The 25,578-nt window shown below is 72.1% G+C and carries 19 protein-coding genes; 8 read left to right on the top strand and 11 right to left on the bottom strand.

The window, feature by feature from the left end:
- Positions 1 to 69: 69 nt before the first annotated feature.
- A complete protein-coding gene (locus tag ACFXBC_RS21585; RefSeq protein ID WP_385026653.1) occupies positions 70 to 834 on the bottom strand; it encodes an adenosylcobinamide-GDP ribazoletransferase in 765 nt (254 codons plus the stop codon).
- Positions 835 to 913: 79 nt separating this feature from the next.
- Here ACFXBC_RS21585 and ACFXBC_RS21590 point away from each other — a divergent pair, with 79 nt between their 5' ends.
- On the top strand, positions 914 to 1,693 hold the full coding sequence (locus ACFXBC_RS21590; protein WP_385026656.1) for a hypothetical protein: 780 nt from the start codon (positions 914 to 916) through the stop codon (positions 1,691 to 1,693).
- Here the strand turns inward: ACFXBC_RS21590 and ACFXBC_RS21595 are convergent.
- The 4 genes from ACFXBC_RS21595 to ACFXBC_RS21610 form a co-directional block, all read right to left on the bottom strand.
- Positions 1,582 to 2,349 (bottom strand): hypothetical protein, encoded by a 768-nt coding sequence (locus tag ACFXBC_RS21595; RefSeq protein WP_385026659.1) that lies wholly within the window; start codon positions 2,347 to 2,349, stop codon positions 1,582 to 1,584. The genes ACFXBC_RS21590 and ACFXBC_RS21595 overlap by 112 nt on opposite strands.
- Positions 2,346 to 4,112, bottom strand: coding sequence for a phosphatidylglycerol lysyltransferase domain-containing protein (locus ACFXBC_RS21600; protein ID WP_385026662.1), 1,767 nt, complete (start codon positions 4,110 to 4,112; stop codon positions 2,346 to 2,348). Before ACFXBC_RS21600 ends, ACFXBC_RS21595 begins: the two co-directional genes overlap by 4 nt.
- Positions 4,113 to 4,187: 75 nt before the next feature.
- Positions 4,188 to 5,468, bottom strand: coding sequence for a nicotinate-nucleotide--dimethylbenzimidazole phosphoribosyltransferase (cobT, locus tag ACFXBC_RS21605; protein WP_385026665.1), 1,281 nt, complete (start codon positions 5,466 to 5,468; stop codon positions 4,188 to 4,190).
- A gap of 100 nt (positions 5,469 to 5,568) precedes the next feature.
- Positions 5,569 to 6,771: a bifunctional adenosylcobinamide kinase/adenosylcobinamide-phosphate guanylyltransferase gene (locus tag ACFXBC_RS21610; RefSeq protein ID WP_385026668.1), complete on the bottom strand. Its 1,203-nt coding sequence runs from the start codon at positions 6,769 to 6,771 to the stop codon at positions 5,569 to 5,571.
- 140 nt (positions 6,772 to 6,911) lie between these two features.
- On the opposite strand from ACFXBC_RS21610, the gene ACFXBC_RS21615 reads away from it, so the two are divergent.
- On the top strand, positions 6,912 to 7,160 hold the full coding sequence (locus ACFXBC_RS21615; RefSeq protein WP_385026671.1) for a hypothetical protein: 249 nt from the start codon (positions 6,912 to 6,914) through the stop codon (positions 7,158 to 7,160).
- Positions 7,161 to 7,280: 120 nt separating this feature from the next.
- Here the strand turns inward: ACFXBC_RS21615 and ACFXBC_RS21620 are convergent, their stop codons facing one another.
- From ACFXBC_RS21620 to ACFXBC_RS21630, 3 genes are all read right to left on the bottom strand, one after another.
- The gene (locus ACFXBC_RS21620) at positions 7,281 to 8,402 is read right to left on the bottom strand and encodes a S1C family serine protease (protein WP_385026674.1); all 1,122 of its coding nucleotides are present in this window, start codon (positions 8,400 to 8,402) and stop codon (positions 7,281 to 7,283) included.
- A gap of 171 nt (positions 8,403 to 8,573) precedes the next feature.
- Complete coding sequence (locus tag ACFXBC_RS21625; protein ID WP_385026700.1) at positions 8,574 to 9,308, bottom strand: methyltransferase domain-containing protein; 735 nt, start codon at positions 9,306 to 9,308, stop codon at positions 8,574 to 8,576.
- A gap of 59 nt (positions 9,309 to 9,367) precedes the next feature.
- Complete coding sequence (locus ACFXBC_RS21630) at positions 9,368 to 9,964, bottom strand: DUF3043 domain-containing protein (protein WP_385026677.1); 597 nt, start codon at positions 9,962 to 9,964, stop codon at positions 9,368 to 9,370.
- Positions 9,965 to 10,242: 278 nt separating this feature from the next.
- Between ACFXBC_RS21630 and ACFXBC_RS21635 the strand changes: the two genes are divergently transcribed.
- The 5 genes from ACFXBC_RS21635 (at position 10,243) to ACFXBC_RS21655 (ending at position 16,986) form a co-directional block, all read left to right on the top strand.
- Positions 10,243 to 11,022: a PspA/IM30 family protein gene (locus ACFXBC_RS21635; protein WP_164264226.1), complete on the top strand. Its 780-nt coding sequence runs from the start codon at positions 10,243 to 10,245 to the stop codon at positions 11,020 to 11,022.
- Positions 11,023 to 11,031: 9 nt separating this feature from the next.
- Positions 11,032 to 11,310, top strand: coding sequence for a hypothetical protein (locus ACFXBC_RS21640; protein ID WP_385026681.1), 279 nt, complete (start codon positions 11,032 to 11,034; stop codon positions 11,308 to 11,310).
- Positions 11,311 to 11,631: 321 nt separating this feature from the next.
- The gene (locus ACFXBC_RS21645; protein ID WP_385026703.1) at positions 11,632 to 12,966 is read left to right on the top strand and encodes a sensor histidine kinase; all 1,335 of its coding nucleotides are present in this window, start codon (positions 11,632 to 11,634) and stop codon (positions 12,964 to 12,966) included.
- Positions 12,963 to 13,643 carry a response regulator gene (locus ACFXBC_RS21650; protein WP_385026684.1) on the top strand — a complete coding sequence of 227 codons (681 nt, stop codon included), beginning with the start codon at positions 12,963 to 12,965 and terminating at the stop codon, positions 13,641 to 13,643. Before ACFXBC_RS21645 ends, ACFXBC_RS21650 begins: the two co-directional genes overlap by 4 nt.
- 169 nt (positions 13,644 to 13,812) lie before the next feature.
- Positions 13,813 to 16,986 (top strand): efflux RND transporter permease subunit, encoded by a 3,174-nt coding sequence (locus ACFXBC_RS21655; RefSeq protein ID WP_385026687.1) that lies wholly within the window; start codon positions 13,813 to 13,815, stop codon positions 16,984 to 16,986.
- A 131-nt stretch (positions 16,987 to 17,117) separates the two neighbouring features.
- Here ACFXBC_RS21655 and ACFXBC_RS21660 read toward each other — a convergent pair whose 3' ends face one another.
- From ACFXBC_RS21660 to nadA, 3 genes are all read right to left on the bottom strand, one after another.
- Positions 17,118 to 22,160, bottom strand: coding sequence for a tetratricopeptide repeat protein (locus tag ACFXBC_RS21660; protein ID WP_385026690.1), 5,043 nt, complete (start codon positions 22,158 to 22,160; stop codon positions 17,118 to 17,120).
- Positions 22,150 to 23,559, bottom strand: coding sequence for a hypothetical protein (locus ACFXBC_RS21665; RefSeq protein WP_385026693.1), 1,410 nt, complete (start codon positions 23,557 to 23,559; stop codon positions 22,150 to 22,152). The genes ACFXBC_RS21660 and ACFXBC_RS21665 overlap by 11 nt, the downstream gene beginning before the upstream one ends.
- A gap of 100 nt (positions 23,560 to 23,659) precedes the next feature.
- The gene (nadA, locus tag ACFXBC_RS21670; protein WP_385026696.1) at positions 23,660 to 24,850 is read right to left on the bottom strand and encodes a quinolinate synthase NadA; all 1,191 of its coding nucleotides are present in this window, start codon (positions 24,848 to 24,850) and stop codon (positions 23,660 to 23,662) included.
- A 324-nt stretch (positions 24,851 to 25,174) separates the two neighbouring features.
- Between nadA and ACFXBC_RS21675 the strand changes: the two genes are divergently transcribed.
- Positions 25,175 to 25,531: an iron-sulfur cluster assembly accessory protein gene (locus ACFXBC_RS21675; RefSeq protein ID WP_164264231.1), complete on the top strand. Its 357-nt coding sequence runs from the start codon at positions 25,175 to 25,177 to the stop codon at positions 25,529 to 25,531.
- The last annotated feature ends 47 nt before the right edge of the window (positions 25,532 to 25,578 follow it).

The following is a 25,578-nucleotide window of genomic DNA, read 5'->3' on the forward strand; positions in this document are numbered from 1 at the left end:
GAAATCGCCCACGCGGGCCGCTTATTAGACAGAGCGGTAAACACGGCGGGGACCGCGGGGCCGCTCGCGCTACCCGAACGTCAGCACCACCAGGGCCGCCGTCCCCGCCGTCTCGGCCAGCGCCCCGAAGACATCACCGGTCACCCCGCCGAACCGGTGTACGCAGTGCCGCAGCAGGAGTTGGGCCGCGCCGAGCGCCAGCAGCACCGCCAGCGCCTGGCGCAGTGCGCCGTACGTCCCGAGGCACGCGCCCGCCGCCGCGCACCCCGCGATGACGGCAACGGCCGTACCCAGCGCGGCCCCTGCGGGCACGGCCCCGGCCACCGCGGCGCCCAGGCCGTCCGGGCGTGCGGCCGGGACGCCCCTGCGGCAGGCGAGGGTGAGCGCCAGCCGGGCGGTGAGCGCGCAGACGACCGCGCCGACCGCTCCGTACGCCCAGCCCTCCCCGTACAGCCGGGCCAGCGCCGCGATCTGGGCGAGCAGGACGAGGACCAGGGCCACCACACCGAACGGCCCGATGTCCGACTGCTTCATGATGCGCAGCGCGTCATCGGCGGGCTTCGCGCTGCCCAGCCCGTCGGCGACGTCCGCGAGGCCGTCCAGATGCAGACCGCGGGTGAGGGCCGCGGGGACGGCCGTGCTCACCACGGCGGCCAGCAGCGGCCCGGGGCCGAGCAGCAGCACCGGTACGCCCAGCGCCGCCGCGCACACCCCCACGACCAGCCCGGCAAGCGGGGCGCAGAGCATGCCCGAGCGGGCCGCTGTGCGGTCCCAGCGCGTGACACGGACCGGGAGGACCGTGAGCGTGCCGAAGGCGAAACGTATGCCGTCCATGGCGCGCAGGTTATCCGCTGCCGGGGGCGGATAAGTGGGGATAAGTTACGTACAACAGCCGGAAAGGGAAGCGGGTGACATGGGTCACTGGTGGGCGCGGAACATCGTGGAACCGGGCAAGCTCCCGCTGACGCTGGCGCTCTTCTCCTTCATCCTGTCCTTCGTGGTGGTGCGGTCCATCGCCCGGCTGATCCGCGCGGGCCGCGGCCCGTTCCGCAATGTGACACCCGGCGGTCTGCACATCCACCATGTGGTGCCCGGCGTCGTCCTGGTGGTCATCGGCGGCTTCGGTGCGGTGTCCAGCGGCCGGTACGGGGTGGGCGCCGCGGTCTGCGCGGTCCTGTTCGGCACCGGCGCGGGCCTGGTGCTCGACGAGTTCGCCCTGCTGCTCCATCTCGCCGATGTGTACTGGAGCGAGGAGGGCCGCAAGAGCATCGAGGTCGTGGTGCTCACCGCCGCCCTGGTGGGGCTCGTCCTGGGCGGCTTCCTGCCGTTCGGGGTCAATGAGCTCTCGCCCCAGGAGGCCCGGGGCCGGGGCCTGTTCGCGGGGGACGCAGCGCTCAACTTCCTGTTCGCGATCGTCGCGCTGAGCAAGGGGAAGCCCAGGACCGCCCTGATCGGCGCCGTGGTCCCGTTCGTCGCTCTGGTCGGCGCCGTCCGCCTGGCCCGGCCGGTCTCCCTGTGGGCCAGGCGGTTCTACCGCCGCAGATACCGGACCCGCGCGCGGGCGATCCGGCGCGCCTACCGTCACGACAGACGCTGGGCGGGCCCCCGGCGCCGGCTCGGGGAGTTCATCGGCGGCGCCCCCGACCCGGGGCGGAGCGCGCTGCCCGGGGGCGACGGCGGACCGCCCCGCTGAGACCGGCGGTCCCGCCAGGCCGTCAGGGCGCAGAGCGCCAGCGCCGCCAGGATCGCCGCCAGATGCTCCTTGCCCGCCAGGTTGTCCTTGAGTACCAGTTCCAGGACCATCCCCACGATCACCGCACCGGCCGTCCACCGGGCGCCGAGACGCCAGCAGACATAGACGGCGAGACCGACCACGGCGGCCGACGGGCCGGTGTCGACGATCAGCGCGTCCGACGCCTTCACACCGAAGGGGCTGCCCGGCCCCAGCGAGATCGCGACGCGGGCGTACAGCGTCCCGGCGAGCGTGGTGACGTACGAGATCAGCAGCGTCCGCCGCCAGCCGATGCAGATCTCCGCGATACCGAACACCAGGAGCACCTGGATCAGGGCGCCCCAGACCGGCAGGTCCAGCGCCGGAACGAACAACGAGAGGGGGGTGCGCAGCAGCGCCACCCAGAGCGGATCCGTCGCCCGTACGAACCCGACGTCGGTCACCGGACCCAGCCCCCACGACTGGTTCTGCACGATCTGGAAGCACGCGGTCAGGGCGACGGCACTGAGCGTCAGCGGGACGGCACGCCACTTCCTGGCGACGAGCGCCGTCCGTACGGCGGTGAACAGCGGCCCCCACTCGCGGCGGGCCGCGGTGCGCAGGGCGCGGCGGTTCACCGTCTGGTCCCGAGCGGCTTGCGGTGCAGCCACCCGGGCAGCCCCGGGGCCTCCAGGAAGCCCTCGGCGCGCGCCGAGGCGACGGCGATGCGCAGCAGGTCCGCGCTCTTCTCGAACAGCATGAATCGGGGCTCCCAGATCGGCCGGTACTTGGCGTTGGCGCGGTACAGCGACTCGATCTGCCACCACCGTGAGAAGAAGGTGAGGAAGGAGCGCCAGAGCCTCAGTACGGGGCCGGCCCCCAGCTTCGAGCCACGTTCGAAGACCGATCTGAACATCGCGAAGTTGAGCGAGAGCTGAGTGATCCCGATCTCCTTCGCCCGCCGCAGGAGTTCGATGATCATGAACTCCATCAGTCCGTTCTCCGCCTCCCGGTCACGGCGCATCAGATCCAGCGAGAGCCCTTCGGGGCCCCACGGGGCGAAACTCAGCACGGCGCGCAACTCGCCTTCGCCGTCCCGGCATTCGAGCATCATGCAGCGCCCGTCCGCCGGATCGCCGAGCCGTCCGAGCGCCATCGAGAACCCCCGCTCGGTGGCGCCGTCGCGCCAGTCGTCCGCCCGGCGCACCAGATACTCCATCTCGGCCCCGGGGATCTCCTCGTGGCGGCGGATCCGGACCGTGTACCCGGCGCGCTGCACCCGCTTGTACGCCTGGCGGACGGTCCGCATGGCCCGGCCCTCCAGGGTGAACTCCGCGGTGTCGACGATCGCTTCGTCACCGAACTCCAGCGCGTCGAGACCGTGCCGGGCGTAGACGGTGCCCGCCTCCTCGCTCGCCCCCATCACCGCGGGCAGCCAGCCGTGCTCGCGCGCCTCGGCCAGCCACGGTTCGATCGCTCCCGGCCACGCCTCCGGGTCGCCGATCGGGTCACCGGATGCCAGCGATACGCCGCCCAGCACCCGGTAGGCGACGGCGGCCTTGCCCGTGGGGGACCAGACGACGCTCTTGTCGCGGCGCAGCGCGAAGTAGCCGAGCGAGTCGCGTTCGCCGTGCTTGTCGAGGAGGGTGCGCAGCCGCTCCTCGTCGTCCGGGGTGATCCGGTCGACGGCGCGCCGGGAGCGGAAGGCGGCGAAGAGCACCGCGAGGAGCAGCACCGTGGAGAGCACGTTGATGAAGACGTCCACCCAGGAGGGGGTCCGGATGCCCGGGATGACGGCGTCGCCGGGGACCAGCGAGACCAGCCGCGTCACGCCGTACCGCCAGCGGTCCAGGAACGTCGAACGTGAGGTGTCGTGGGCCGTGTTGGTGAGCGTGACCAGCAGCGTGGCCAGCAGTGAGCAGACCAGCAGCCCGCCCACGGCCACGGCGGCGGCCAGCTTCGGGTTGGAGCGGTCGCCCTTGGCGTAGTACTCCCGCCGGCCGATCAGCAGCGACGCCACGAAGGCCGCGGTCAGGATCAGCGAGATCCAGTTCTGGGCGTACCTGCGGAACTCCGGGAAGCACATCGCCAGGACCAGCACCAGCAGGAAGAGTCCGCTCATCACGAGGTTGAGCAGCCAGGCGGCCCGCTTGCGGCGGCGCATGGTGATCGCCAGGAAGAGGCTGAAGGCGCCCGAAGCGAAGCCCGCGGTGAGCAGATAGGGCGTGAAGAAGTACTCGGTGTTGTGCCGCCGCAGATCCTGGCCGAGGGAGACCCATACGGCGCCCAGCAGGTTGATGAACGTCACGGCGCGCAGGTACCAGACCGTGAACGCGGCGCAGCGGCGCGACCTGAGCGAGGTCAGGGCGGTGCTCCCGGCAGATGTACGGACTTCTCCCATGAAACGCGATGATATGGGGCGCCGCGTGTCCTGCCGGGACCTGCTGGGACCGGCGGCAGGCCGCCGGTCCCGGTGCTACTCCCCACTGTCTCCCGCGGAGGGCCCCGGCACCATCGAAGTCACGTCATTCCGGCCCGCGTTCGGTGTGTTTCCGGCCGGATCCTCTGTACCGGATGCGTCTTCGGCGGCGGTCGCGGCACTCCCGGCGTCCACGGCGTGCGCGGCGTCCGCGGCGGAGCCGGTGCCGTCCGTCCCGGTGGCGTCGGCGCCCCCGTCCGTCCCGGCGGTCGGGTCCGCCTCTCCGGACCCGTCCGCGCGCTCCGGCAGCTCCGCCGCCAGCGCCGCAGCGGCCTGCACGAACGGCAGCGCCAGCAGTGCCCCCGTCCCCTCGCCGACCGTCACACCGTGGTCGAGCAGCGGGGTGAGCGCCATCCGGTCCAGCGCCTTCGCCTGGGCCGGTTCACCGCTGACCTGGCCCGCCAGCCAGGACTCCGGGGCGCGGAAGGCGGCCCGCTGGCCCACCAGCGCACAGGCGGCCGAGACCACACCGTCGAGGATCACCGGCAGCCGACGTACCGAGCACTGGAGCAGGAACCCGGTCATCGCGGCCAGATCCGCGCCGCCCACCGCGGCGAGCAGCTCCAGCTGGTCGCCGAGGACCGGGCGGGCCCGGCGCAGCGCGTCCCTGACCGCCGCGCACTTGCGCATCCAGACGAGATCGTCGATGAGCGCTCCGCCGCGCCCGGTGACGACCGAGGCGTCCGTGCCGCAGAGCGCGGCGATCAGGGTCGCGGCGGCCGTGGTGCCGCCGACGCTCAGATCGCCGAGCACGACCAGATCCGTTCCCGAGTCGGCCTCCTCGTCGGCGATGGCCATGCCGAGACGTACGGCCTGCTCGGCCTCGTCGAGGGTGAGGGCGTCCTCGATGTCGATCCGCCCGGTGCCACGCCGCACCCGGTGCCGTACGACCTCGTCGGGCAGCAGCGCGGGGTCGCAGTCGAGACCGGCGTCGACGATCCGCACGGGCAGCCCCTGCCTGCGGGCCAGCACGGCCACCGGGCTCTCCCCGTCCAGCACGGCCCGCACCAGCAGATGCGCGCTCCCGGCCGGCCGCGCCGAGACCCCGAGGCCGGCCACACCGTGATCGCCCGCGAACAGCACCACACGGACGTGGTCGACGGGCCTGACCGGCACCGCGGACTGCGCGGCCGAGAGCCACTCGCCCAGCTCGTCGAGCCGGCCCAGCGCGCCGGGCGGGACGGCCAGCCGCTCCCGTCGTTCCTCGGCTTCACGCCGTACGCCGCTGTCGGGGCGTTCGATCAGATCGGAGAAGTCGTCGAGATTCAGCGCGCTCATTCGCCGAACAGTACCGGCAGCCCCGCCGGACGGGTGCCGTGCGGGCCCCGCATTCCTCCGTCGGCACCCCTCCACCGGGCGGATCGCCGGGCCGTGGCGTTCAGGCCCGCACCACGATCGCCTGTCCCGCGACCACCAGGAGGACGTGTTCGCACTCGGCGGCGAAGGCCGCGTTCAGCCGGCCGAGTTCGTCGCGGAACCGCCGGCCCGACGCGGTCGCGGGCACCACCCCGGAGCCCACCTCGTTGCTGACGGCGACGACCATCCGCCCGGTGGCCCTGACCGCGCCGACCAGCTCGTTCACCCGGTCGCGCAGGGCCCGCTCGCCGCCGTCCGCCCACCGCTCGTCGTCCCAGGCGCCCACCCGGTCCATCGCGTCGGTCAGCCACAGCGACAGACAGTCGATCAGCAGCGGCGGCCCGTCGTCCGCCAGCAGCGGCACCAGTTCGCAGGTCTCCTCCGTACGCCAGGAGCCCGGCCTGCGCTCCCGGTGCAGCCCCACCCGGGACGCCCACTCGGCGTCGCCGTCACGGCTGCCGCCGGTCGCCACGTACACGACACCGGGAAAGCCCTCCAGACGCCGTTCGGCCTCCACCGACTTCCCCGAGCGGGCCCCGCCGAGCACCAGGGTGCGGCGCGGCAGATCGGGCACCGCGTGGTACTCGCCGACGAGCAGTGTCGTGCCGTCCGGCACCGCGCGGGCGCCCGCGGCGGCCAGCCGTCTGGACAGCTCGGGGCCGGGCGGCACCTCATGTCCGATGTGCACGGCGACCAGGTCGGTGGTGCCGTCGACGGCCCCGGTCGCGCGCAGCCTGGCCAGGGCGTCCGGCCGCCCGACGACATCGGCCAGCACCATGTCGTACGGCGCGGGCCCGTCGTCCGGGAGCCCGGCCGGTGAGCCGCCGGGCGGCAGATACAGCAGCCGGTCGCCCTCCGGCGACGTCACCTCGTACCCCGTCCCGGGCGAGTCCATCGGCACCGCCCGCACCCGGTGCCCGCTGAGCAGCGTCAGCACCCGCCCGTCCGCCACCCGCCCGGCCTGCGGCAGCCCGGCCGGCAGCTCCACCGGCGGTCCGCCGTGCGGATGGGTCAGCAGCACCTGGCGTACACCGGCCAACGAGTGTCCGGCGCGTGCGGCGGCCAGCGCGGCCCCCGGAGTGAGATCGAGCAGGAGGACGCCGTCGACGAGCAGCGCGGTCGCCGCCCGCGCCCGGTCGCCCCTGGCGGCCGCGCAGACGGCGCACGGACAGTCGGGGCGGGGGAGTCCTTCGGGGGCACCGGTGCCGAGGAGAGTGAGTTCCACGAGAAGATCCTCCCGCGCCGCCGCTCCCGGTGCTCGCCCGGCTACGCTGCCAGCAGGCCGTGGGCCCGCGGGGGAGACCCGTACGGGACCGGGACCGGCCGAAGACAGCGTGGCATCAGCGTGGCATCCAGGAGGCGGACATGGCATGGACGTGGCGGTTCGAGAAGTCCGACGGTACGGAGACCGAGCCGGCGGTGGCGCCCGACGAGTTCACCACGCAGGGTGATGCGGAGTCCTGGGTCGGCGAGGTGTGGAAGGAGCTCGCCGACGGTGGCGCCGACCAGGTGACGCTCTTCGAGGACGGGGCCAGGATCTACGGTCCGATGAGTCTGCACGCGCAGGACGTGGCGGGCGACGCGGACGCGGCCGGTCCGGCCGACCCTGCCTGAAGCGCGCTCCGGCGGCGGTGGTGGGGGCGGCGCCCTTACGGGTCCCGCTCCCGCCCACTCCTGCGGGGCCTGGCCGCAGGGCGGCCGGGCCCCGCGCCCCGCTCCGAGCCCGGCCCGGCCCTACATCGTGCCGAGCGTGACCTCCGCCGACTTCGTCCTGCCGTCGCGCTCGTAACCGACCTTGACCTTCTGCCCCGGCTTGTACGAAGCGAGCGCCTCGGAGAGCGCGGTCAGCGACTTGACCGGCGTGGAGGCCACCCGGACGACGACGTCCCCGGTCCGCAGTCCGGCGGCGCTCGCAGCGCCGCCCTTGGTGAGGGAGACCACCGCGACCCCGGCGGGCTGGAAGTTGGCGCCCACGACGGTGCGCCCGGTGATCCCCAGTGCGGCCCGGCCCGAGTTGGTGACCTTGCCGTTCTTGATGATCTGGTCCGCGATGTTGGTCACCATCGACGCGGGGATCGCGAAGCCGATACCGGGTGCGGCGCCGTTGCCCAGCTGCGGGTCGGTCGCCGCCAGGGTGGGGATGCCGATGACCTTCCCGTCCAGGCCGACCAGTGCGCCGCCGCTGTTGCCGGGGTTGATCGCCGCCGATGTCTGCACCATGTTCCCGATGGTCGCCCCGGTGCCGCCGCCCGAACTGCCCTCGCTGACGGTGCGTCCGGTGGCCGACACGATCCCCTGGGTGACGCTGCTGGAGAGTCCGAGCGGCGAGCCGAGCGCCAGCACGATCTTCCCCATGTCGACCTTGGACGACCGGCTGAAGGAGGCGGCCTTCAGCCCGGACGGCACCTTGTCGAGCTTGATGACCGCCAGATCCTGGGCCGGGTAGCTGGAGACGAGCCGGGCGTGCAGCTGGCCGCCGCCGGTGGCCGATGTGACCTTGAACTGCTTGCCCTTGCCCACCACATGGGCGTTGGTGACGATGTCGCCCTTGCTGTCGTAGACGATGCCCGAACCGAGGTCCTTGCCCGACTCGATCTGGACGACCGACGGCAGGACGTTCTTGATCACCTGCTCGTAGTTGCTCTGCAGGGCGTCCCCACCGGTGGCCGGATCGGCGGCGGCCCGGGAGTCGGCGGCGGGCGATGAGGAGGGACCGGAGACGGCGTCGGGGGCGGACGGAGAACCGGAACCTGAGCAGCCGCCCACCAGGGCGACGCCACAGATTCCTGCGGTCAGTGGCAGCAACAGCCGGTGCGCACGGCTATGGACACGGCCACGGGTACGGGAGGAATCCATGTCCGTAGTGTCGCTTTCGGCAACCGGGGTCTGCCTGCGGTGCGCCGCCGATCAGGGGAAACCGATCAGGGGAAACCGGCCAGAGGAAACCGGTCAGGGGCAACGATCAGGAGAAGGCGCCGCAGGGCAGCCCCGTACACCGAAGGGCATCAGCCCCGTACCCCGAAGGCGTCAGCCCCGTACACCGCACAGATGGAGCAGCGCCGCCACGCTCTTGTACGGCTCGGTGCGCCCGGCGCGGTCCTCGGCCGCCAGCAGCTGGTCCAGCTCATGGGCGGACGGCAGCTCCTCGTCGTTGCCCACGTTGTCCGTGAAGACCCGGACCCCGTACCAGGCGTGCAGGGGGGCGGCGATCCCCGCCAGCGTGGCGGTGACCGCTTCGAGCCGGTCGGCGCGCACGGTGAGGCCGAGCCTGTTCTCGTACGTGGCGCTGTCGAAGGCGGCCAGCGCGGTGGGCCAGTCACCGGCCATCCCGGGCCGCATGGCCAGCGCGTCGGCGTTCCGTACGAGCAGCGAGAGCAGCCCGCCGGGTGCCAGCATCCGGGCGAGGCCGGCCAGCATCGCGTCCGGCTCCTGGACGTACATCAGGACGCCGTGGCAGAGCACCACGTCGAAGCTGCCGGGCAGGAAGTGCGCACCGGTCTCCCGGCCGTCGCCGTCCAGCAGCCGCATCCGCTCACGGATGCCCTCGGGCTCGGTGGCCAGTGCGTCACGTGCCACCTTGAGCATCGCGGGGTCGGACTCCATACCGGTCACCGTGTGGCCGGCGCGCGCCAGGCGCAGGGCCTGGGTGCCCTGCCCCGTCCCGACATCGAGGATCCGCAGCCGCTGCCCCACCGGGAATCGCGCCGCGAGCTGTTCGTCGAGCTGACGCGCGACGAGCTCCTGGCGGACGGTGTTGCGCAGCCCTCCCAGGCCCTTCAGCCATGCGGCCGAAGCGCCGTCGAACCCCGAGATGCCCGTGCTCAGGGCCGCTCTCCGCGCTTGACCTGCGGCTTCGGCAGGCGCATCCGGCGCATCTGGAGCGTACGCATCAGACCGTAGGCCAGGGCGCCGCCCTTGGGCTCGTTCGGGAAGCGCTCGTTCATCTGCTTCCGCATCCGGAACCAGATGCCGGCCGAGTCGATGATGATCAGCACGATCACGATCAGCCAGAGGAAGAGCGCGATGCTCTGGACACCCGGCAGCTGGATGACGCTCAGTACCAGGATGACCACCGCGAGCGGCAGGAAGAACTCGGCGAGGCACCAGCGCGAGTCCACGTAGTCCCGCGCGAAGCGGCGGACCGGGCCCTTGTCCCGGGCCGGCAGATAACGCTCGTCACCGCTGGCGAGGGCCTCACGCTGCCTCGCCATGTCCGCGCGGCGGGCATCGCGCTGACGCCTGGATGCCTCCTTGCGGTCGGTCGTGGGAGTGACCGCGCGGCGTCGCTGGGACTGCGCCTCATTCCGCTTCGGGGTGGGGCGACCTTTGGGGGCCTGCGGGTCGCGGGGCTGCTTGGAGAGGTCCGGCGTCACCTTGGCGGTGCGGGCCTTCTCTTCATTGGCGCGGCTTCGGAACACAAAACCCAAGGGTACGGGGTGCTGTGCGGGGCAACAGGACCGAGGGGGAACGATCGCGCAACGGTCTGCCGGGCCCGCGCGGGCCTCCGCGCCGTTTACGCCGGTTCTCGGGGCCCTCCCGGGGGTGCTCCTACTCCCTGCGCGGGAGCGGAACCGCCTCAGCTCGTCCTGGAGGAGGAGCGCATCCGTCCCCGAACAGTGCGGTAATGGACGCAGGCCCCGTAGTGTGGGTTCAAGTGCTGGAGCTGAAGTCCGTCAGAAGGGGGCGCGCGAAGCCCATGAGCGGTGTCATGAAGCGTATGGGAATGATCTTCCGCGCGAAGGCCAACAAGGCCCTGGACCGGGCCGAGGATCCGCGCGAGACCCTCGATTACTCGTACCAGAAGCAGCTCGAACTGCTCCAGAAGGTACGCCGTGGGGTCGCCGACGTGGCGACCTCGCGCAAGCGTCTCGAACTGCAGCTCAACCAGTTGCAGGGGCAGTCCACCAAGCTGGAGGACCAGGGGCGCAAGGCCCTCGCGCTGGGCCGTGAGGACCTGGCGAGGGAGGCGCTGTCGCGTCGTGCCGCGCTGCAGCAGCAGGTCACCGACCTGGAGACGCAGCACCAGACGCTGCAGGGCGAGGAGGAGAAGCTCACGCTCGCCGCCCAGCGTCTGCAGGCCAAGGTCGACGCCTTCCGTACGAAGAAGGAGACCATCAAGGCCACCTACACGGCGGCCCAGGCGCAGACCCGGATCGCCGAGTCCTTCTCGGGGATCTCCGAGGAGATGGGCGACGTCGGCCAGGCCATCGCACGGGCCGAGGACAAGACGGCCCAGCTGCAGGCCAGGGCGGGCGCGATCGACGAGCTGCTCGCGTCGGGCGCCCTGGACGACCAGTCCGGTATGGGCAAGGACGACATCTCCGCCGAGCTGGACCGGATCTCCGGTGGTACGGATGTGGAGCTGGAACTGCAGCGCATGAAGGCCGAGCTGGCCGGCGGGTCCTCCGGGTCCCAGCAGGCCATCGAGGGCAGTGAGCCGCAGGACAGGCCCCATCCGAATCTGGACAAGCAGTAGGGACGCGTCATGATCGTACGGATCATGGGTGAAGGCCAGATGGAGCTGGCCGACAGCCACCTCACCGAGCTCAACAAGCTGGACGACGAACTGCTCGTCGAGGTGCAGGGCGGCGACGAAGCGGGCTTCCGTCGCACACTCCACGCCCTGCTCGACAAGGTCAGGGAGCTGGGAACCCCGCTTCCCGACGACTCCCTGGCCCCTTCGGAGCTGATCCTGCCGCCCGCCGACGCGACCCTCGCGGACGTCAGGGACATGCTCAACGACGACGGTCTGATCCCTGGCTGAGCGGCTTCCTGGCTGATCGGCCTCTCGACTGAACGGCCTCCAGGCTGAACTGCTCCCCGGCTGACCGGCCCGGCCGCACGGCCCAGCACTTCCTCCCCGGCGCCCCGTCCCGTACCGCCCCCTCCGGCCGAGGGGAAGGTACGGGACGGGGCGCCGGGCTGTGTCCCGCCGTACGGCCTGGGGCGTACGGCACGCGTACTGGTGGGACCCACTCCGCACCGGGACGGGCCGGTCTCCCGCGCCGCGTCCCCGCGCCCCCGCGCGCTCGCGCAGGCGGGGCTCCCGTGCACCGGCGAGGTCCGGTCCGTGCACGCCGTACCGTTGCTGGACGTGACCCCACCGTCGACCCCGTCGAGAGCCGCCGCCCGCTACACCCGGACCGGCGACTGGCTGCGCGCCCATCCGACGGCGCTCGACGCCGTGCTGGCGCTGGCCGTGCTCGTCTGCATGATCACCGGTTCGTTCGCCGACACCGGCGGTCCCGAAGGGCCGACGTTCGGTGACAGAAGCCCCGAGCTGCGCAGCGTCGTCCTGATGGTGGTGGGCGCCGCCGCCCTGGTGCTGCGGCGGCGGCGCCCGATGGCGGTGCTCGCGGTGACCGGCGCGGTCACCATGGTCGAACTGATCGCGGGGGAGCCGCCCGCGCCGGTGGCGATGAGCGCGGTCATCGCGCTCTACACCGTCGCATCGCGCACCGACCGGCCCACCACCTGGCGGGTCGGGCTTGTGACGATGGCCGTGCTGACGGCGTCGGCGATGTGCTTCAGCCGGACTCCCTGGTACTCGCAGGAGAACCTGGGGATCTTCGCGTGGACCGGGATGGCGTCGGCGGCGGGCGACGCGGTACGCAGCCGCCGCGCGTTCGTCGACGCCATCCGGGAGCGCGCCGAGCGGGCGGAGCGCACCCGCGACGAGGAGGCAAGACGCCGGGTCGCCGAGGAGCGGCTGCGGATCGCCCGTGACCTCCACGACGTCGTCGCCCACCACATCGCCCTGGTCAACGTCCAGGCCGGGGTGGCGGCCCATGTCATGGACAAGCGCCCCGACCAGGCCAAGGAGGCGCTCGGGCACGTACGGGAGGCCAGCCGCTCCGCGCTCAACGAACTGCGTGCCACGGTCGGCCTGCTGCGCCAGTCCGGAGACCCGGAGGCGCCCACCGAACCGGCGCCCGGCCTCGCCGTCCTGGACCATCTCGTCGACACCTTCCGCAACGCCGGACTCCCGGTCGAGGTGGCCTGCGACCCCGGGCAGACCGCCATGCCCGCCGCCGTCGACCTGGCCGCGTACCGGATCATCCAGGAGGCACTGACCAATGTGCGCAAGCACGCGGGGCCCGGCGCGCGGGCCGAGGTCAGCGTGGTGCGGGTGGGCCCGGCCGTGGAGGTCACCGTCCTGGACGACGGTGCGGGCAGGAACGACGGTGCGGGCAGGAACGACGGGGCGGGCCGGGGCGACGATGAGGGCCGGGACGGCGCCGCCGGGCCGGAGGCCACCGGAGACGGCGCGGTGGCGGACGGCGGGGGCCACGGCCTGACCGGGATGCGGGAGCGGGCGGCCGCGCTGCGCGGCTCCTGCTCGGCGGGGCCCCGCCACGGCGGCGGCTTCCGCGTACAGGCGATACTGCCGGTCACGGCCGGAGCGGGGGAGGACGCATGACGATCAGGGTGTTGCTCGCCGACGACCAGGCGCTGCTGCGCAGCGCGTTCCGGGTGCTGGTGGACTCGGAGCCCGACATGGAGGTCGTCGGGGAGGCGGCGGACGGCGCGCAGGCGGTGGCACTCGCCCGCACCCGGGCCCCCGACGTCGTCCTGATGGACATCCGGATGCCCGGCACCGACGGACTCGCCGCCACCCGCCTGATCAGCAGCGACCCCGAACTCGCCGCCGTACACGTGGTGATGCTCACGACGTTCGAGGTGGACGAGTACGTGGTCCAGTCCCTGCGGGCCGGTGCGTCCGGATTCCTCGGCAAGGGCGCGGAGCCGGACGAACTGCTCAACGCGATCCGTATCGCGGCGGCCGGCGAGGCGCTGCTCTCCCCGGTGGCCACCAAGGGGCTCATCGCGCGATTCCTCGCGCAGGGCGGCAGTTCGGACGGATCGGCCCCCGAGGCGTACGCGGGACGGCTCGCCGCGCTCACCGTCCGCGAGCGGGAGGTCCTCGTCCAGGTCGGCGGCGGCCACTCCAACGACGAGATCGCCGAGCGGCTGGCCGTCAGCCCGCTCACCGTCAAGACGCATGTGAACCGTGCGATGGCGAAGCTCGGGGCCCGCGACCGGGCCCAATTGGTGGTAATCGCCTACGAATCGGGCCTGGTCCACCCGAGGGCGTAGCGGCGGCATACTCCAGCTGCGGTATGCGCCGGATAAGTAAGGCACTTGGGAGCGACGAATCCGGCCCGCCGGATGGCCGAAGGTAGGGGTGGGGTGGGCCACGTGCCTCCCCCGGCCTTCCGCATCCCTCTGGCTCCACCTGCCTCGCACGCCACAGAAGAGAGACCCCATGTCCTGGCTGTCCAGATTCAGCCTCGCGCAACGGGCCCTGATCGGGCTGATATCGATCGTCGCCGTCGTCTTCGGTGCGATCGCGATACCGCAGCTCAAGCAGCAGCTGCTGCCCACCATCGAACTGCCGATGGTGTCGGTGCTCGCCCCGTATCAGGGAGCCTCCCCCGATGTGGTCGAGAAGCAGGTCGTCGAGCCGCTCGAAGACACCATCAAGGCTGTCGACGGCATCAAGGGCGTCACCTCCACGGCGAGCGAGGGCAACGCCGTGATCATGGCCCAGTTCGAGTACGGCAACGGCGGCAAGCAGCTCGTCGCCGATGTCCAGCAGGCCGTGAACCGGGCCCGGGTGAAGATCCCCGACTCGGTCGACCCGCAGGTCGTCGCCGGTTCGACCGACGACATCCCGACGGTCGTGCTCGCCGTCACCTCCGACAAGGACCAGCAGGCGCTCTCCGACCAGCTCGACCGCTCGGTCGTCCCGGTCCTGCAGAACATCGACGGCGTCGCCCAGGTCAGCGTCGACGGCGTACGGGACCTCCAGGTCACCGTCACCCCCGACGCCAGGAAGCTGGCCGCCGCAGGGCTGAACGCGGCGACGCTCAGCCAGGCGCTCCAGGCCGGCGGCGCCACGCTCCCGGCCGGTGCGTTCTCCGAGGACGGCAAGAGCCGCACGGTCCAGGTCGGCGGCGGCTACACCTCGCTGAAGCAGATCGAGGACCTGCGCGTCACGGGCCAGGCGGCGCCCGGTGGCGCACCGCAGGGCGGCAAGGCCCCCAAGCCGGTCCGCCTCGGTGACATCGCCAAGGTCGCCGAGCAGCCCGCAGCGGCGGACTCCATCACCCGTACCAACGGGAGGCCCAGCCTCTCCCTCTCGCTGACGATGGATCAGGACGGCAGCGCCGTCGCCATCTCCGACGCGGTCAAGGACAAGCTCCCCGAGCTGCGCAAGACCCTCGGCTCGCACAGCGATCTGACGGTCATCTTCGACCAGGGCCCGTCCGTCTCGAAGTCGATCTCCGGCCTCACCACCGAGGGCGCTCTCGGCCTCCTCTTCGCCGTGATCGTCATCCTCGTCTTCCTGGCGTCGCTCCGCTCGACCCTGGTCACCGCGCTCTCCATCCCGCTCTCGGTGCTCCTGGCGCTGATCGTGCTGTGGACCCGCGACCTCTCGCTCAACATGCTCACCCTCGGCGCGCTGACCATCGCGATCGGCCGGGTGGTGGACGACTCGATCGTCGTCCTGGAGAACATCAAGCGTCATCTGAGCTACGGCGAGGAGCGGCAGACGGCGATCATCGGCGCCGTCCGTGAGGTCGCGGGCGCGGTGACGTCGTCCACGCTGACGACCGTGGCGGTCTTCCTGCCGATCGGCCTCGTGGGCGGCATGGTGGGCCAGCTCTTCGGCTCGTTCTCCATCACGGTCACCGCGGCGCTGCTCGCCTCGCTGCTGGTCTCGCTGACGGTGGTCCCGGTCTTCTCGTACTGGTTCCTGCGCGCCCCCAAGGGCTCGGCCGGCGTCGACCCGCAGGAGCTGCGCCGCAGGGCCGAGGAGAAGGAGGGGCGCAGCCGTCTCCAGCGCCTCTACGTGCCGGTGCTCCGCTTCGCGACCCGGCGCCGTATCACCAGCCTGGTCATCGCGGCCGTGGTGCTCATCGCCACCTTCGGCATGGCCCCGCTGCTCAAGACCAACTTCTTCGACCAGGGCGACCAGGACACCCTCTCGCTCACCCAGAAGCTCGACCCGGGCACCAGCCTGCAGGCCGCCGACACCGCGGCCAAGAAGGTCGAGAAGGTGCTCGACGGCATCGACACGATCAAGGACTACCAGGTCACGGTCGGCTCATCGGGCTTCGCCGCTGCCTTCGGCGGCGGTACGGGCGCCAACCAGGCCTCGTACCAGGTGACGCTGAAGAACGCGTCGGACTACGACAAGACCCAGGACCGTATCGAGAAGGGCCTCGCCAAGCTGCACGGCATCGGCGACGCCAGCGTCGGCAGCGGCGGCGGCTTCGGCGACCAGGACCTCAGCCTCGTGGTCAAGGCGGGCGACGGCGACACCCTCAAGAAGGCGTCCGAGCAGGTACGGGCCGCCGTGGCCAAGCTCGACCACGTCAAGGACGTGCAGAGCGACCTCTCGCAGAGCGTGCCGCGGATCTCGGTGAAGACCAACGACAAGGCGGCCGCGGCGGGTTACAACGAGACGACGCTGGGCGCCGCCGTGGGCCAGGCGGTCCAGGGCACCACGTCGGGCAAGATGATCCTGGACGACACCGAGCGGGACGTCGTCGTGAAGTCGGAGCACCCGGCCACCACCCTCGCCCAGCTGAAGAACCTGAGCCTCGGCCCGGTCAAGCTGGGCGACATCGCCACGGTCAAGCTGGTCCCGGGACCGGTCTCGATGACCCGTATCGACGGCGCCCGAGCGGCGACGATCACGGCGAAGCCGACCGGTGACAACACCGGCGCGGTCACCAGCGCGCTCCAGTCGAAGATGAACGACATCAAGAAGGCGCTGCCCAGCGGTGCGACCGTCGACATCGGCGGTGTCTCGTCCGACCAGAGCGACGCGTTCAAGAACCTGGCGCTCGCCATGCTGGCCGCCGTCGCGATCGTCTTCATGCTCCTCGTGGCGACGTTCCGCTCGCTGGTCCAGCCGCTGATCCTGCTGGTCTCCATCCCCTTCGCGGCCACCGGCGCCATCGGCCTGCTGCTCGTCACCGGCACCCCGATGGGTGTCCCGGCGATGATCGGCATGCTGATGCTCATCGGCATCGTGGTCACCAACGCGATCGTGCTGATCGACCTGATCAACCAGTACCGCTCGCAGGGTCTGGGCGTGGTCGAGGCGGTCGTGGAGGGCGGCAGGCACCGACTGCGGCCGATCCTGATGACCGCACTGGCGACGATCTTCGCGCTGCTCCCGATGGCGCTCGGTGTCACCGGAGAGGGCGGCTTCATCTCGCAGCCGCTGGCTGTGGTGGTGATCGGCGGTCTGATCACCTCGACGCTGCTGACGCTGCTGCTCGTGCCGACGCTCTACGCGCTGGTGGAGCTCCGCAAGGAGCGCCGGGCGAAGAAGAAGGCGGCGAAGCGCGCGAAGAAGTCGGGCGACGCGGACACGGCGGGTGCCGACTCGTCGTCGGACGAGCCGGAACCGGCGAACGTCTGACCCGCCCGGCATGACGAGGGGCCTGTCCCACACGCTCGTGTGGGACAGGCCCCTTCGGGTTTCCGCTCGCTGCCTGAGCCCTTCTGCCAGGAGAGCGGCGGCAACGCCGTCCGACGAGGGCGCGGTGAACGTCAGGCGGCCCCGCTGAGGGCCTCGACGATCCGGAGCCAGGTCCCGCCGTGCGGGTCGGCGTGCCGGACGCTGAGGGCGACGATCTCCCGCAGCAGCCGGATACGGGTCTCCTCGCGGGCGCGGGGGATGAGCGTCGCCAGCTCGTCCGGTTCCACACCGTCGGCGGCTCCGGCGAGCACCATGCCCGCCTGGGCGTGGGTGAGGGAGGACAGCTTGTCGTCGAAGACCTGCCCCTCGACGGCCGCCGCGTGCAGCAGCGCATTGCCGTCTCCGGCGGCCAACGCCCGTTCCACGTAAGCCTGGAGGGCGGTCCGGTCCTCCACGAGGCGGTACGCGGCGTCCAGCCCTTCGGTGCGGGCGATATCGAGGACGGCGACGTGCGCGAGCGGGGTGGTCCTGGACGGCTGGGCCTGGAGGAGGCGGGGGTGGTCCTGGAGAAAGGCCCGTGACTCCGCCCAGTCGGCGCACCCCACCCACTCCGCCAGCTGCTCCGCGAGGATCAGCGGATCGTAGGCGGCGGTCACGCCGTGGACGAGGACGGCCTCGCGGAGCACGGTGTGCCGCTGTGCGGTGCCGGGGTCCAGCAGTGCCAGCTCTTCGAGGGCTGTCGCCGCCTCGTCGCTGCTGAGTGCGTCGGCGTTCCGGGACCAGACATCGCGGGACCGGGGCCAGTCGGGCGCGAACAGCCAGGAACCGACGAGAGCCAGAGTCTCCGGCGACAGGGCGAGCCAGGCCGGTGCGGGGGCACCGGTCTCCTCCTCCCAGGCCGTGCGGACCGCGTCCTGACCGCCGTCCGCACGCAGCGCCCGCCGGGCCCGTACGGCCACCGGGTCCGGCCCTTCCGGCTCCACGGGGGTCCTGTCCAGGCAGGCCACCAGCTCACGCAGACCGGCCTCAGGCCAGGGGGCGGGGCAGGACAGCAGGAAGACACCGCGCTCGACGCCGATACGGCGGGCGGTCGCCGGGTGGACCGTCACGAAACTGTCCACGGCCTCGTCGAATGCGTGGACCGCCGATGTGTGGTCGCCGGTGTGGGCAAGGGACTCGGCCAGGTTGTTGAGAGCGGTGACGAACACGGTCCCGAAGGCGCCCGGATCGGCCAGGGCCAGGCCCCGCCGGATGGCGACGGCTTCCCGGGCCGATGTCACCGCCCCGTCGTAGTCGTGGTTCTGCTCCAGGTACACGCCGAGGTTGTTGAGGGCGGTGGCGAGATCCGGGAGGGAGGTGTCGGCCTGGTCGGCGGCGAGTTCACGCCACAGCCGTACGGATTCGTGCGCGGGAGCCAGTGCCTTCTCCGGGCTGCCGGTGGCGGCGAGACTCTCCGCGAGAGGGAGGAGGGCGCGGGCGAGGTCGGAGCGGAAGGCGGCCGGGTGCTGTGCGAAGAGTTCGCGGTGGATGGCCACGGATTCCTCCGCCGCCCGCAACGCGGCGGCCGGGTCCCCGGCGTCGTTCAGGTGGTTGGCCAGGTTGTTGAGCGTCGAGGCGAGGTCCGGGCGGAAGGCGGGCTGCCGCGCGGCGAGTTCGCGCTGGAGGGGGAGCGCTTCCCGGGTCGATGCGAGCGCCCCTGAGACATCACCCAGGACAGCGCGGACGGTGCCCAGATGGCTGAGCGCCGTGGCGAGCCTGGCGGAGGAGGCGCTCGGGTCCAGCGAGACGAGGCGGCGGCGGACGCCGACCGCTTCCTCGGCCTGCGGCAGGGCCGCCGCGGGCTCCCCGGCGGCGACGAGCGCCTTCGCGAGGTTGTGGAGGAGGTCGGCGAGTTCCGGGAGATGTGCGGTCGGCTGTTCCGCGGCCACTTCGCGCTGGACGCGTACGGCTTCCCGCAGCAACGCCACGGCGGTTCCCCGGTCATCGGCGGAGAGCGTTCCGGCCAGGGTGCTCAGGGACAGCGCGAGGTCCGCCCGGAACGCGCCGGGGTGCTCCGCTGCCAGCTTGGCGTACAGCCGCGCGGCCTCCTGCGCGGGGGCGCGCGCCCCCTTGGGATCTCCGGTCGCGGAGACCCGCTGTGACAGATTGGTGAGTGCGGCGGCCAGACCGGGCAGGAACGCGGTCGGATGACGCGCGCCGAGGTCCCGGTAGATGTCCACCGCCTCCTGGATGGACGCGAGGGCCCCCGCGCGGTCCCCGGCGTCCGCGCGGTGCGCCGACAGGTTGTTCAGGGAGTCGGCCAGCGAGAGCAGGGCATCGGAACCGCCCCCGGCCATGGCCCGCTGGATACGCACCGCCTCCTCCGCGGGCGGCAGCGCGTCCGCGTGGGCGCCGGTGCTGCTGAGACTGCCCGCCAGATTGTTGAGGGCGGTGGAGAGGTGGCCCAGAAAGGCGCCAGGGTGAAGTGCGCCGAGTCCGCGGTAGATGCCGACCGCTTCTTTCGCGTGCGGGAGCGCGGCGCGGTGCTGTCCGCCGGAAACCAGGTGCGCCGCGAGGTTGGTGAGCGTACGGGCGAGACCCGGGCGGAAGGCCTCTGGACTTCGCGTGGCGAGTTCGCGGTAGATGCGTACGGCCTCCCGCATCGGACCGAGTGCGCTTTCGTGGTCGCCGACGCCTGCGAGTCTGTTGGCGAGGGTGCTGAGGGAGTCCGCCAGATCCGGGAGGGCGTCGTAGGCCCCGGAATCTGCCAGTGCCCGCTGAATGACGACTGCCTCGCGTGCGGGTGCCAGAGCCCCTGCGAGGTCACCGGTGGCGGCGCAGTGGCCGGCGACATTCATCAGGCCACGAGCCACCGCGGCACGGTGATTTCCGGGAGATTCCCGTTCCAGCTCCTCCCACAGGGACAGTCCCTCCCGCGCGGTGGAGAGCGCACCGTCCAGGTCGCCCTCCGTCCTGAGCCGCTCGGAGAAGTACTGCAACGCCTGGGCCAGAAACGGCGCCGCGCCCGGCCCGGCCCGCTCCACCAGCCCCCGCAGCATCCCGATCCCCGGAGCACCCGCCAGCGCCGCGTGCCGGGCCAGCCCCCACACCACGTACGGATCGACCGCGCCCCAGTCGCCGCCCACCGCTCGCCGCTCAACGTGCGCGACGAGCGCGGCCACCACCACCTCGCCGGCCTCGGATCCCTCCGGCCCCTCCCGTCCCGCGAGATACGACACGAACGCGTGGTGGTACAGCCGGAACACCGCCTGCCCGTCCTCCGCGTCCTCGACGACATAGCGGCCGTAGGCGGACAGCACCCAGTCCACGTCGCTCTCGTCGTACGACACAGCACCGCCACCCAGCGCTCCGGCGACCTCCTCCCACACACCCCCGGCGGGCATCCCGGGCCCGACCGTCCACGCCAGCGCGGTCAGTAGGTCCCGTGCGGCGTACGGCAGTTCGGTACCGTCCGCGCGCACTCGTACAGGGCCCACCCGCAGGTCCTCGTCGAACGCCGCCCCGATGGAGTCCGGCAGACCGGACAGCCACTGGTCATCCCCGGCGCGGGCCCCCGCCGGCAGCGACCCCGTCACCAGCCGCGCGAAGAGGAACCCGCCGCCCACCGCCGTGGCACGCGCGGCGACCGCATCGCCCGCCTCCCGTGCCCGGTCATCCGGTACACCGGCCGCAGCGCACCGGCGGAACACATACGCACCGATGTCCTCCTGCGTGTGCGGTTCCCGCTCCAGGTCCGCCGTGGTCACCCCCGTACCGGTCAGCCGGGCCAGGGCGTCCGGCAGGGTCTCGTGCACCTGCCCGTCCTCCTCGATCCGGCTGCGGAAGGCACGTTCGCGGGAGCCGAGCAGGACCGGGCCCGTCCGGCTGAGCGGGAAGACCAGCTCCTCGATCATGGCGCGGAGGTGCTCGGCGGGTACCTCGTCCAGGCCGTCGATGACCAGCAACGGCCGTGGCGACAGCCCGCGGAACTCGCCCCGGAAGTCGTCCGCGTTCCGGGGCTCCGGCAGTCCGAGCTGCCGGGCCAGCTCCGATGCCGCCCGCAGAGGGCTCAGGCCGCGCAGATGTACGGAGGCGAGGGAGCGGCCGGGGCGGAGGCCAGGGTCCGGGTCGTCCTCGCGCAGGCCGCCGTGCGCCTCGGTCTCCTTGCGCCGTACGGGATCGGTGAGCGTCGCGACCCGGCCCAGTACGGCCGACTTGCCGCAGCCCGCCGGGCCGGTCACCAGGAAGAGCCCGGCCTCGTCCGCCTCCAGCCATGCGGTGATCCGGCCCAGCACCTCCCTGCGGCCCGTGAAGAACCAGCCCTCCTCGCGGTACCCGGCCCCGCGCGCCGCGAGCACCAGGTGCTCCGCCGGCCGGGCGGGGGAACCGGGCACATGGCGCGGGTTGGGGAAGACCGGCCGCCCGGTGCCGAGGGCGGCCGAGACGGGTGTCTGGCCTTCGCCGTGCCATCGCTCACCCAGCGCGGCCAGCAGATCCGGGCCGCTGACCAGCGCGTTGTGGGCGCTCCAGGCCGAGCGGTACTCGGTGGTGGCAGGGCCGGCCTTCAGCACCTCCGCCAACGCGGTGAGCAGCGGGCCGCCGCCGTCCGATGTCTCGTTGCGCCGGCAACTGGCCATGATGCCGAACCACTTGGCCCGGCCGGGCGGCGTGGACACGGCCGCCCAGCGCCGCAGGGCCTGCTCCAGGCCCCGGCCCACCGCGTCTCCCGCGTAGCAGGTGTCGACGATCAGCAGGATCTGGTCGGCGCCCGAGGCCACCGCGTCACTGACCAGTGTCCCGGCCGTGACGCCCCGCTTGAGGGCGCGCGCGTCGCGCGTCACCTGGTCGGCGTCGAGATCCAAGTCGCAGAGCGCCAGCCGTAGTTCGTCGTCGACCAGCACCCCGTGCCCGGACCAGACGATGACCGCGGGCTTCGCCGCCCCCGTCCTCAGCCAGCTCTCGCTCCACGCGGGCAGCTCCTCGTCGAAGGCCGCCCAGGACGGGTTCCCGCCGCCCACCACCCGCGCCGCGATCCCCAACTCCTCCAGCAGCGCGGCGATCTCCGTCATCTGGGCCGCCGCCCCGGTCAGCCGGGGGAAGCTCCGGCTGTCGGCGTACTCCTCGCACACCACGCACAGCGCCGTCCCCACCGGCTCGCGTCCCCTGTCGCCCGCCGTACCCGTCTCACGCACCATCGCCCGCCCTGCCTTCCTGTACCAACACCAGCGCGGTCATCACGACATGGCCCGCGTTCCCCGTACTCACCCGCACCCGGTGCGGCCCGGCCGGCAGCCCGGCGAGGCGCGCCGCGTAACGGCCCCCGCCCAGGTTGTCCAGCGTCCGCACCGGACCGCCGTCGGCCGCCGCGAAGACGGCCACCCGGTCATGGCCCGGTATGTGCGGCGGGACCGTGGCCCGCAGCTCGTAGACCTCGCCCTCGGTGACCGCGTCCGGCGCGTCCACCGCCAGCGGGACGTCCGGGGCCTGCGGGCCGCGGTGGACCGGCGGGTCCGGGGTGAGCCAGTTGTAGAGCGCCTGGCGCAGCGCCGTGTTGTTCTGGAGCGAGCCGTGCCGCTCCCAGGGCGTGTACGCGGGCCGTCCCGCCACCCCCGCATGGGCGCTGGAGAACCGGGGCACCCGGCCGTCGCCGCCCTCGTCGGCCCCGTCGATGGTGAGCAGCCCGGCCAGCTTCCCGCCCCGGACCTCGGCGGTGGTCGGGGTCGGCTGGAGCACTCCGCTGACCGGTACGTACTCCACTCCGTGTGCGGCCCCCGCCCCCGGCTCCCGCAGCGCCCCGTGGAAGCGGGCGGCGTCCTGGAGCAGTGCCGGGTCGGCCCCGGGCAGGCCGGTCACCTCGCGGGCGTACCGCAGCGGGGCGCTCGGGGCGGTGATCAGCGCGGCGTAGTCGGGGACCAGCTGGTGCAGGGAGGGGAGGCTGCGGGCGAAGGCGGTGAGGCCCTTACCGGCCGGGCCCACCCCGTTGACCAGGGAGAGCAGGGCGTCGAGGGAACCCCGGTACGGCGTTCCGAGCGTGATCACCCGGCGCGTCACCTCCGCGCCGCCGCACCGTTCCACGTACTGCCGGGCGACCAGGCCGCCCATCGAGTGGCAGACGAAGACGACCCGGGCCCCGGCACGCTCCGGCGCCGAGGCCCGCCAGCGGCCGAGCCATTCGCCCACCCGCTCGGCGAGGCGGTCCGCGTTGTAACGGCAGGACAGCCGCCAGTCGTAGGCGAAACAGACCAGGTTGGCCGGGGTGTCCGCCGCGTCCCGCACGTCCCGGCGCCGGAGCGTGAAGTGGTGTTCCAGCCACTCCAGGAAGCCGTCGTAGCCGTCCACGAGCGTCCCGATGCCCAGCAGCCCGTGCAGATCGCGCACCGGACCGAGTGGGCGCACACCGTCCTCCGGGTGGGCGTCACCCAGGTCCCGGGGCAGTGCCAGGCCCCTGACGGAGCGGCCGAACGTACGGATTCCGCGGAGCAGGGCCGGACCCGAGAGACCCCACACCTCGTGCCCGTCCGCATCCATCAGCCGGCTGCCCAGAATGCCCGGGACGACGACCACCAGGTCGTCGACCCGGCTGCGAGACGTCATATGGCGCCGTACCCCCGTCATTGCGCTGCTGCCCTGGAAAGCAGCGTAATGACGGAAAGGGCCCCGCACGTGCCATATGCAGGAATCGCGAGCAGTGCCCCTACGGCAGCGCCAGCATCCGTTCCAGGGCGAGCTTCGCGTACTTCTCGGTCTCCGGGTCGACCTCGATCCGGTTCACCAGGTTGCCCTCGGCCAGCGACTCCAGCGTCCAGACCAGATGCGGGAGGTCGATCCGGTTCATCGTCGAGCAGAAGCACACCGTCCTGTCGAGGAAGACGATCTCCTTGTCCGGGTGCGCGTGCGCCACCCGGCGCACCAGGTTGAGTTCGGTCCCGATCGCCCACTTCGAACCGGCGGGCGCCGCGTCGAGCGCCTTGATGATGTACTCCGTCGAGCCCACCTCGTCCGCGGCGGCGACGACCTCGTGCCTGCACTCGGGGTGGACCAGCACCCGTACGCCGGGGATCCGCTCACGCACGTCGTTCACCGAGTCCAGCGAGAACCGCCCGTGCACCGAGCAGTGCCCGCGCCACAGGATCATCTTCGCGCCGCGCAACTGCTCCGGGGTGAGGCCGCCGTTCGGCTTGTGCGGGTTGTAGAGGACGCAGTCGTCCAGGGACATCCCCAGGTCCCGTACCGCGGTGTTGCGGCCGAGGTGCTGGTCGGGGAGGAAGAGGACCTGCTCGCCCTGGTCGAAGGCCCACTCCAGGGCGCGCTGGGCGTTCGACGACGTACAGATCGTGCCGCCGTGCCGGCCGGTGAAGGCCTTGATGTCGGCGGAGGAGTTCATGTACGAGACGGGCACCACGCGGTCCGCGACACCGGCCTCGGTCAGCACGTCCCAGCACTCGGCCACCTGCTCGGCGGTGGCCATGTCGGCCATCGAGCAGCCCGCCGCCAGGTCGGGGAGCACGACCTTCTGGTCGTCGGTGGTCAGGATGTCCGCCGACTCGGCCATGAAGTGCACACCGCAGAAGACGATGTACTCGGCGTCCGGCCTGGCGGCCGCGTCACGGGCGAGCTTGAAGGAGTCGCCGGTCACGTCGGCGAACTGGATGACCTCGTCGCGCTGGTAGTGGTGGCCGAGCACGAAGACCTTGTCCCCGAGCTTCTCCTTGGCGGCGCGGGCGCGCTCCACCAGGTCCGGATCGGACGGGGACGGCAGGTCGCCCGGACACTCGACACCCCGCTCGCTCCTCGGGTCGGCCTCACGGCCGAGCAGCAGCAGGGCGAGCGGTGAGGGCTGTACGTCGAGATCCTGACGGGGCTGGGCGGTGGTCACGACACGCACCCTTTCTTCTCAAGATTCTTCTCAAGAAATACGTGCGGCTTGTGCCGCTCCGGTGGAACCGGTGCTGCCACCGGGGCCTTCTCGTCTAAATGACGCTATCTATCATAGCCGCTTCACGTCACATTGACGATGTCAATTTCGTCAATGTGACGTATCCCTGGAGGCGTACTTCTGTGACGTGGCTCAAGGGGTGTGCGAGCATGAAGGGGCAAAGAGAAGTGCCCGGCCCGGAATGAATCCGTGGCCCTGCCGGTTGCAGTAGTCGGCAAGCAGTCCGTACTTCCCCTGCCTCGGCGGGGAGACCCCATCCCGGGAGTGAAGCAGATGTCCGTATCGGACGAGAAGACCACGGTGAGCGACGGCATCCTCCTGTCCGACGCCGCCGCGTCCAAGGTCAAGGCCCTGCTCGACCAGGAAGGCCGTGACGACCTCGCGCTCCGCGTGGCTGTCCAGCCCGGCGGCTGCTCGGGCCTCCGCTACCAGCTCTTCTTCGACGAGCGCTCGCTCGACGGCGATGTGGTCAAGGACTTCGGCGGAGTCAAGGTCGTCACCGACCGGATGAGCGCCCCGTACCTGGGCGGCGCCTCCGTCGACTTCGTGGACACCATCGAGAAGCAGGGCTTCACCATCGACAACCCGAACGCCACGGGCTCCTGCGCCTGCGGCGACTCGTTCAGCTGAGCCTTCCCGCACAGCGCACAGCGGCGGCGGCCCCGGACATCCGGGGC

It is taken from the genome of Streptomyces sp. NPDC059398 (assembly GCF_042751845.1).
In the GTDB taxonomy this organism is placed as follows: domain Bacteria; phylum Actinomycetota; class Actinomycetes; order Streptomycetales; family Streptomycetaceae; genus Streptomyces.

Bases quoted from the DNA above. Each gene is read 5' to 3' on its own strand.
- ACFXBC_RS21585 (WP_385026653.1), bottom strand. From the start codon at position 834: ATGGACGGCATACGTTTCGCCTTCGGCACGCTCACGGTCCTCCCGGTC.
- ACFXBC_RS21590 (WP_385026656.1), top strand. From the start codon at position 914: ATGGGTCACTGGTGGGCGCGGAACATCGTGGAACCGGGCAAGCTCCCG.
- ACFXBC_RS21600 (WP_385026662.1), bottom strand. From the start codon at position 4,112: ATGGGAGAAGTCCGTACATCTGCCGGGAGCACCGCCCTGACCTCGCTC.
- cobT (WP_385026665.1), bottom strand. From the start codon at position 5,468: ATGAGCGCGCTGAATCTCGACGACTTCTCCGATCTGATCGAACGCCCC.
- ACFXBC_RS21615 (WP_385026671.1), top strand. From the start codon at position 6,912: ATGGCATGGACGTGGCGGTTCGAGAAGTCCGACGGTACGGAGACCGAG.
- ACFXBC_RS21620 (WP_385026674.1), bottom strand. From the start codon at position 8,402: ATGGATTCCTCCCGTACCCGTGGCCGTGTCCATAGCCGTGCGCACCGG.
- ACFXBC_RS21635 (WP_164264226.1), top strand. From the start codon at position 10,243: ATGAGCGGTGTCATGAAGCGTATGGGAATGATCTTCCGCGCGAAGGCC.
- ACFXBC_RS21640 (WP_385026681.1), top strand. From the start codon at position 11,032: ATGATCGTACGGATCATGGGTGAAGGCCAGATGGAGCTGGCCGACAGC.
- ACFXBC_RS21650 (WP_385026684.1), top strand. From the start codon at position 12,963: ATGACGATCAGGGTGTTGCTCGCCGACGACCAGGCGCTGCTGCGCAGC.
- ACFXBC_RS21655 (WP_385026687.1), top strand. From the start codon at position 13,813: ATGTCCTGGCTGTCCAGATTCAGCCTCGCGCAACGGGCCCTGATCGGG.
- ACFXBC_RS21660 (WP_385026690.1), bottom strand. From the start codon at position 22,160: ATGGTGCGTGAGACGGGTACGGCGGGCGACAGGGGACGCGAGCCGGTG.
- ACFXBC_RS21665 (WP_385026693.1), bottom strand. From the start codon at position 23,559: ATGACGTCTCGCAGCCGGGTCGACGACCTGGTGGTCGTCGTCCCGGGC.
- ACFXBC_RS21675 (WP_164264231.1), top strand. From the start codon at position 25,175: ATGTCCGTATCGGACGAGAAGACCACGGTGAGCGACGGCATCCTCCTG.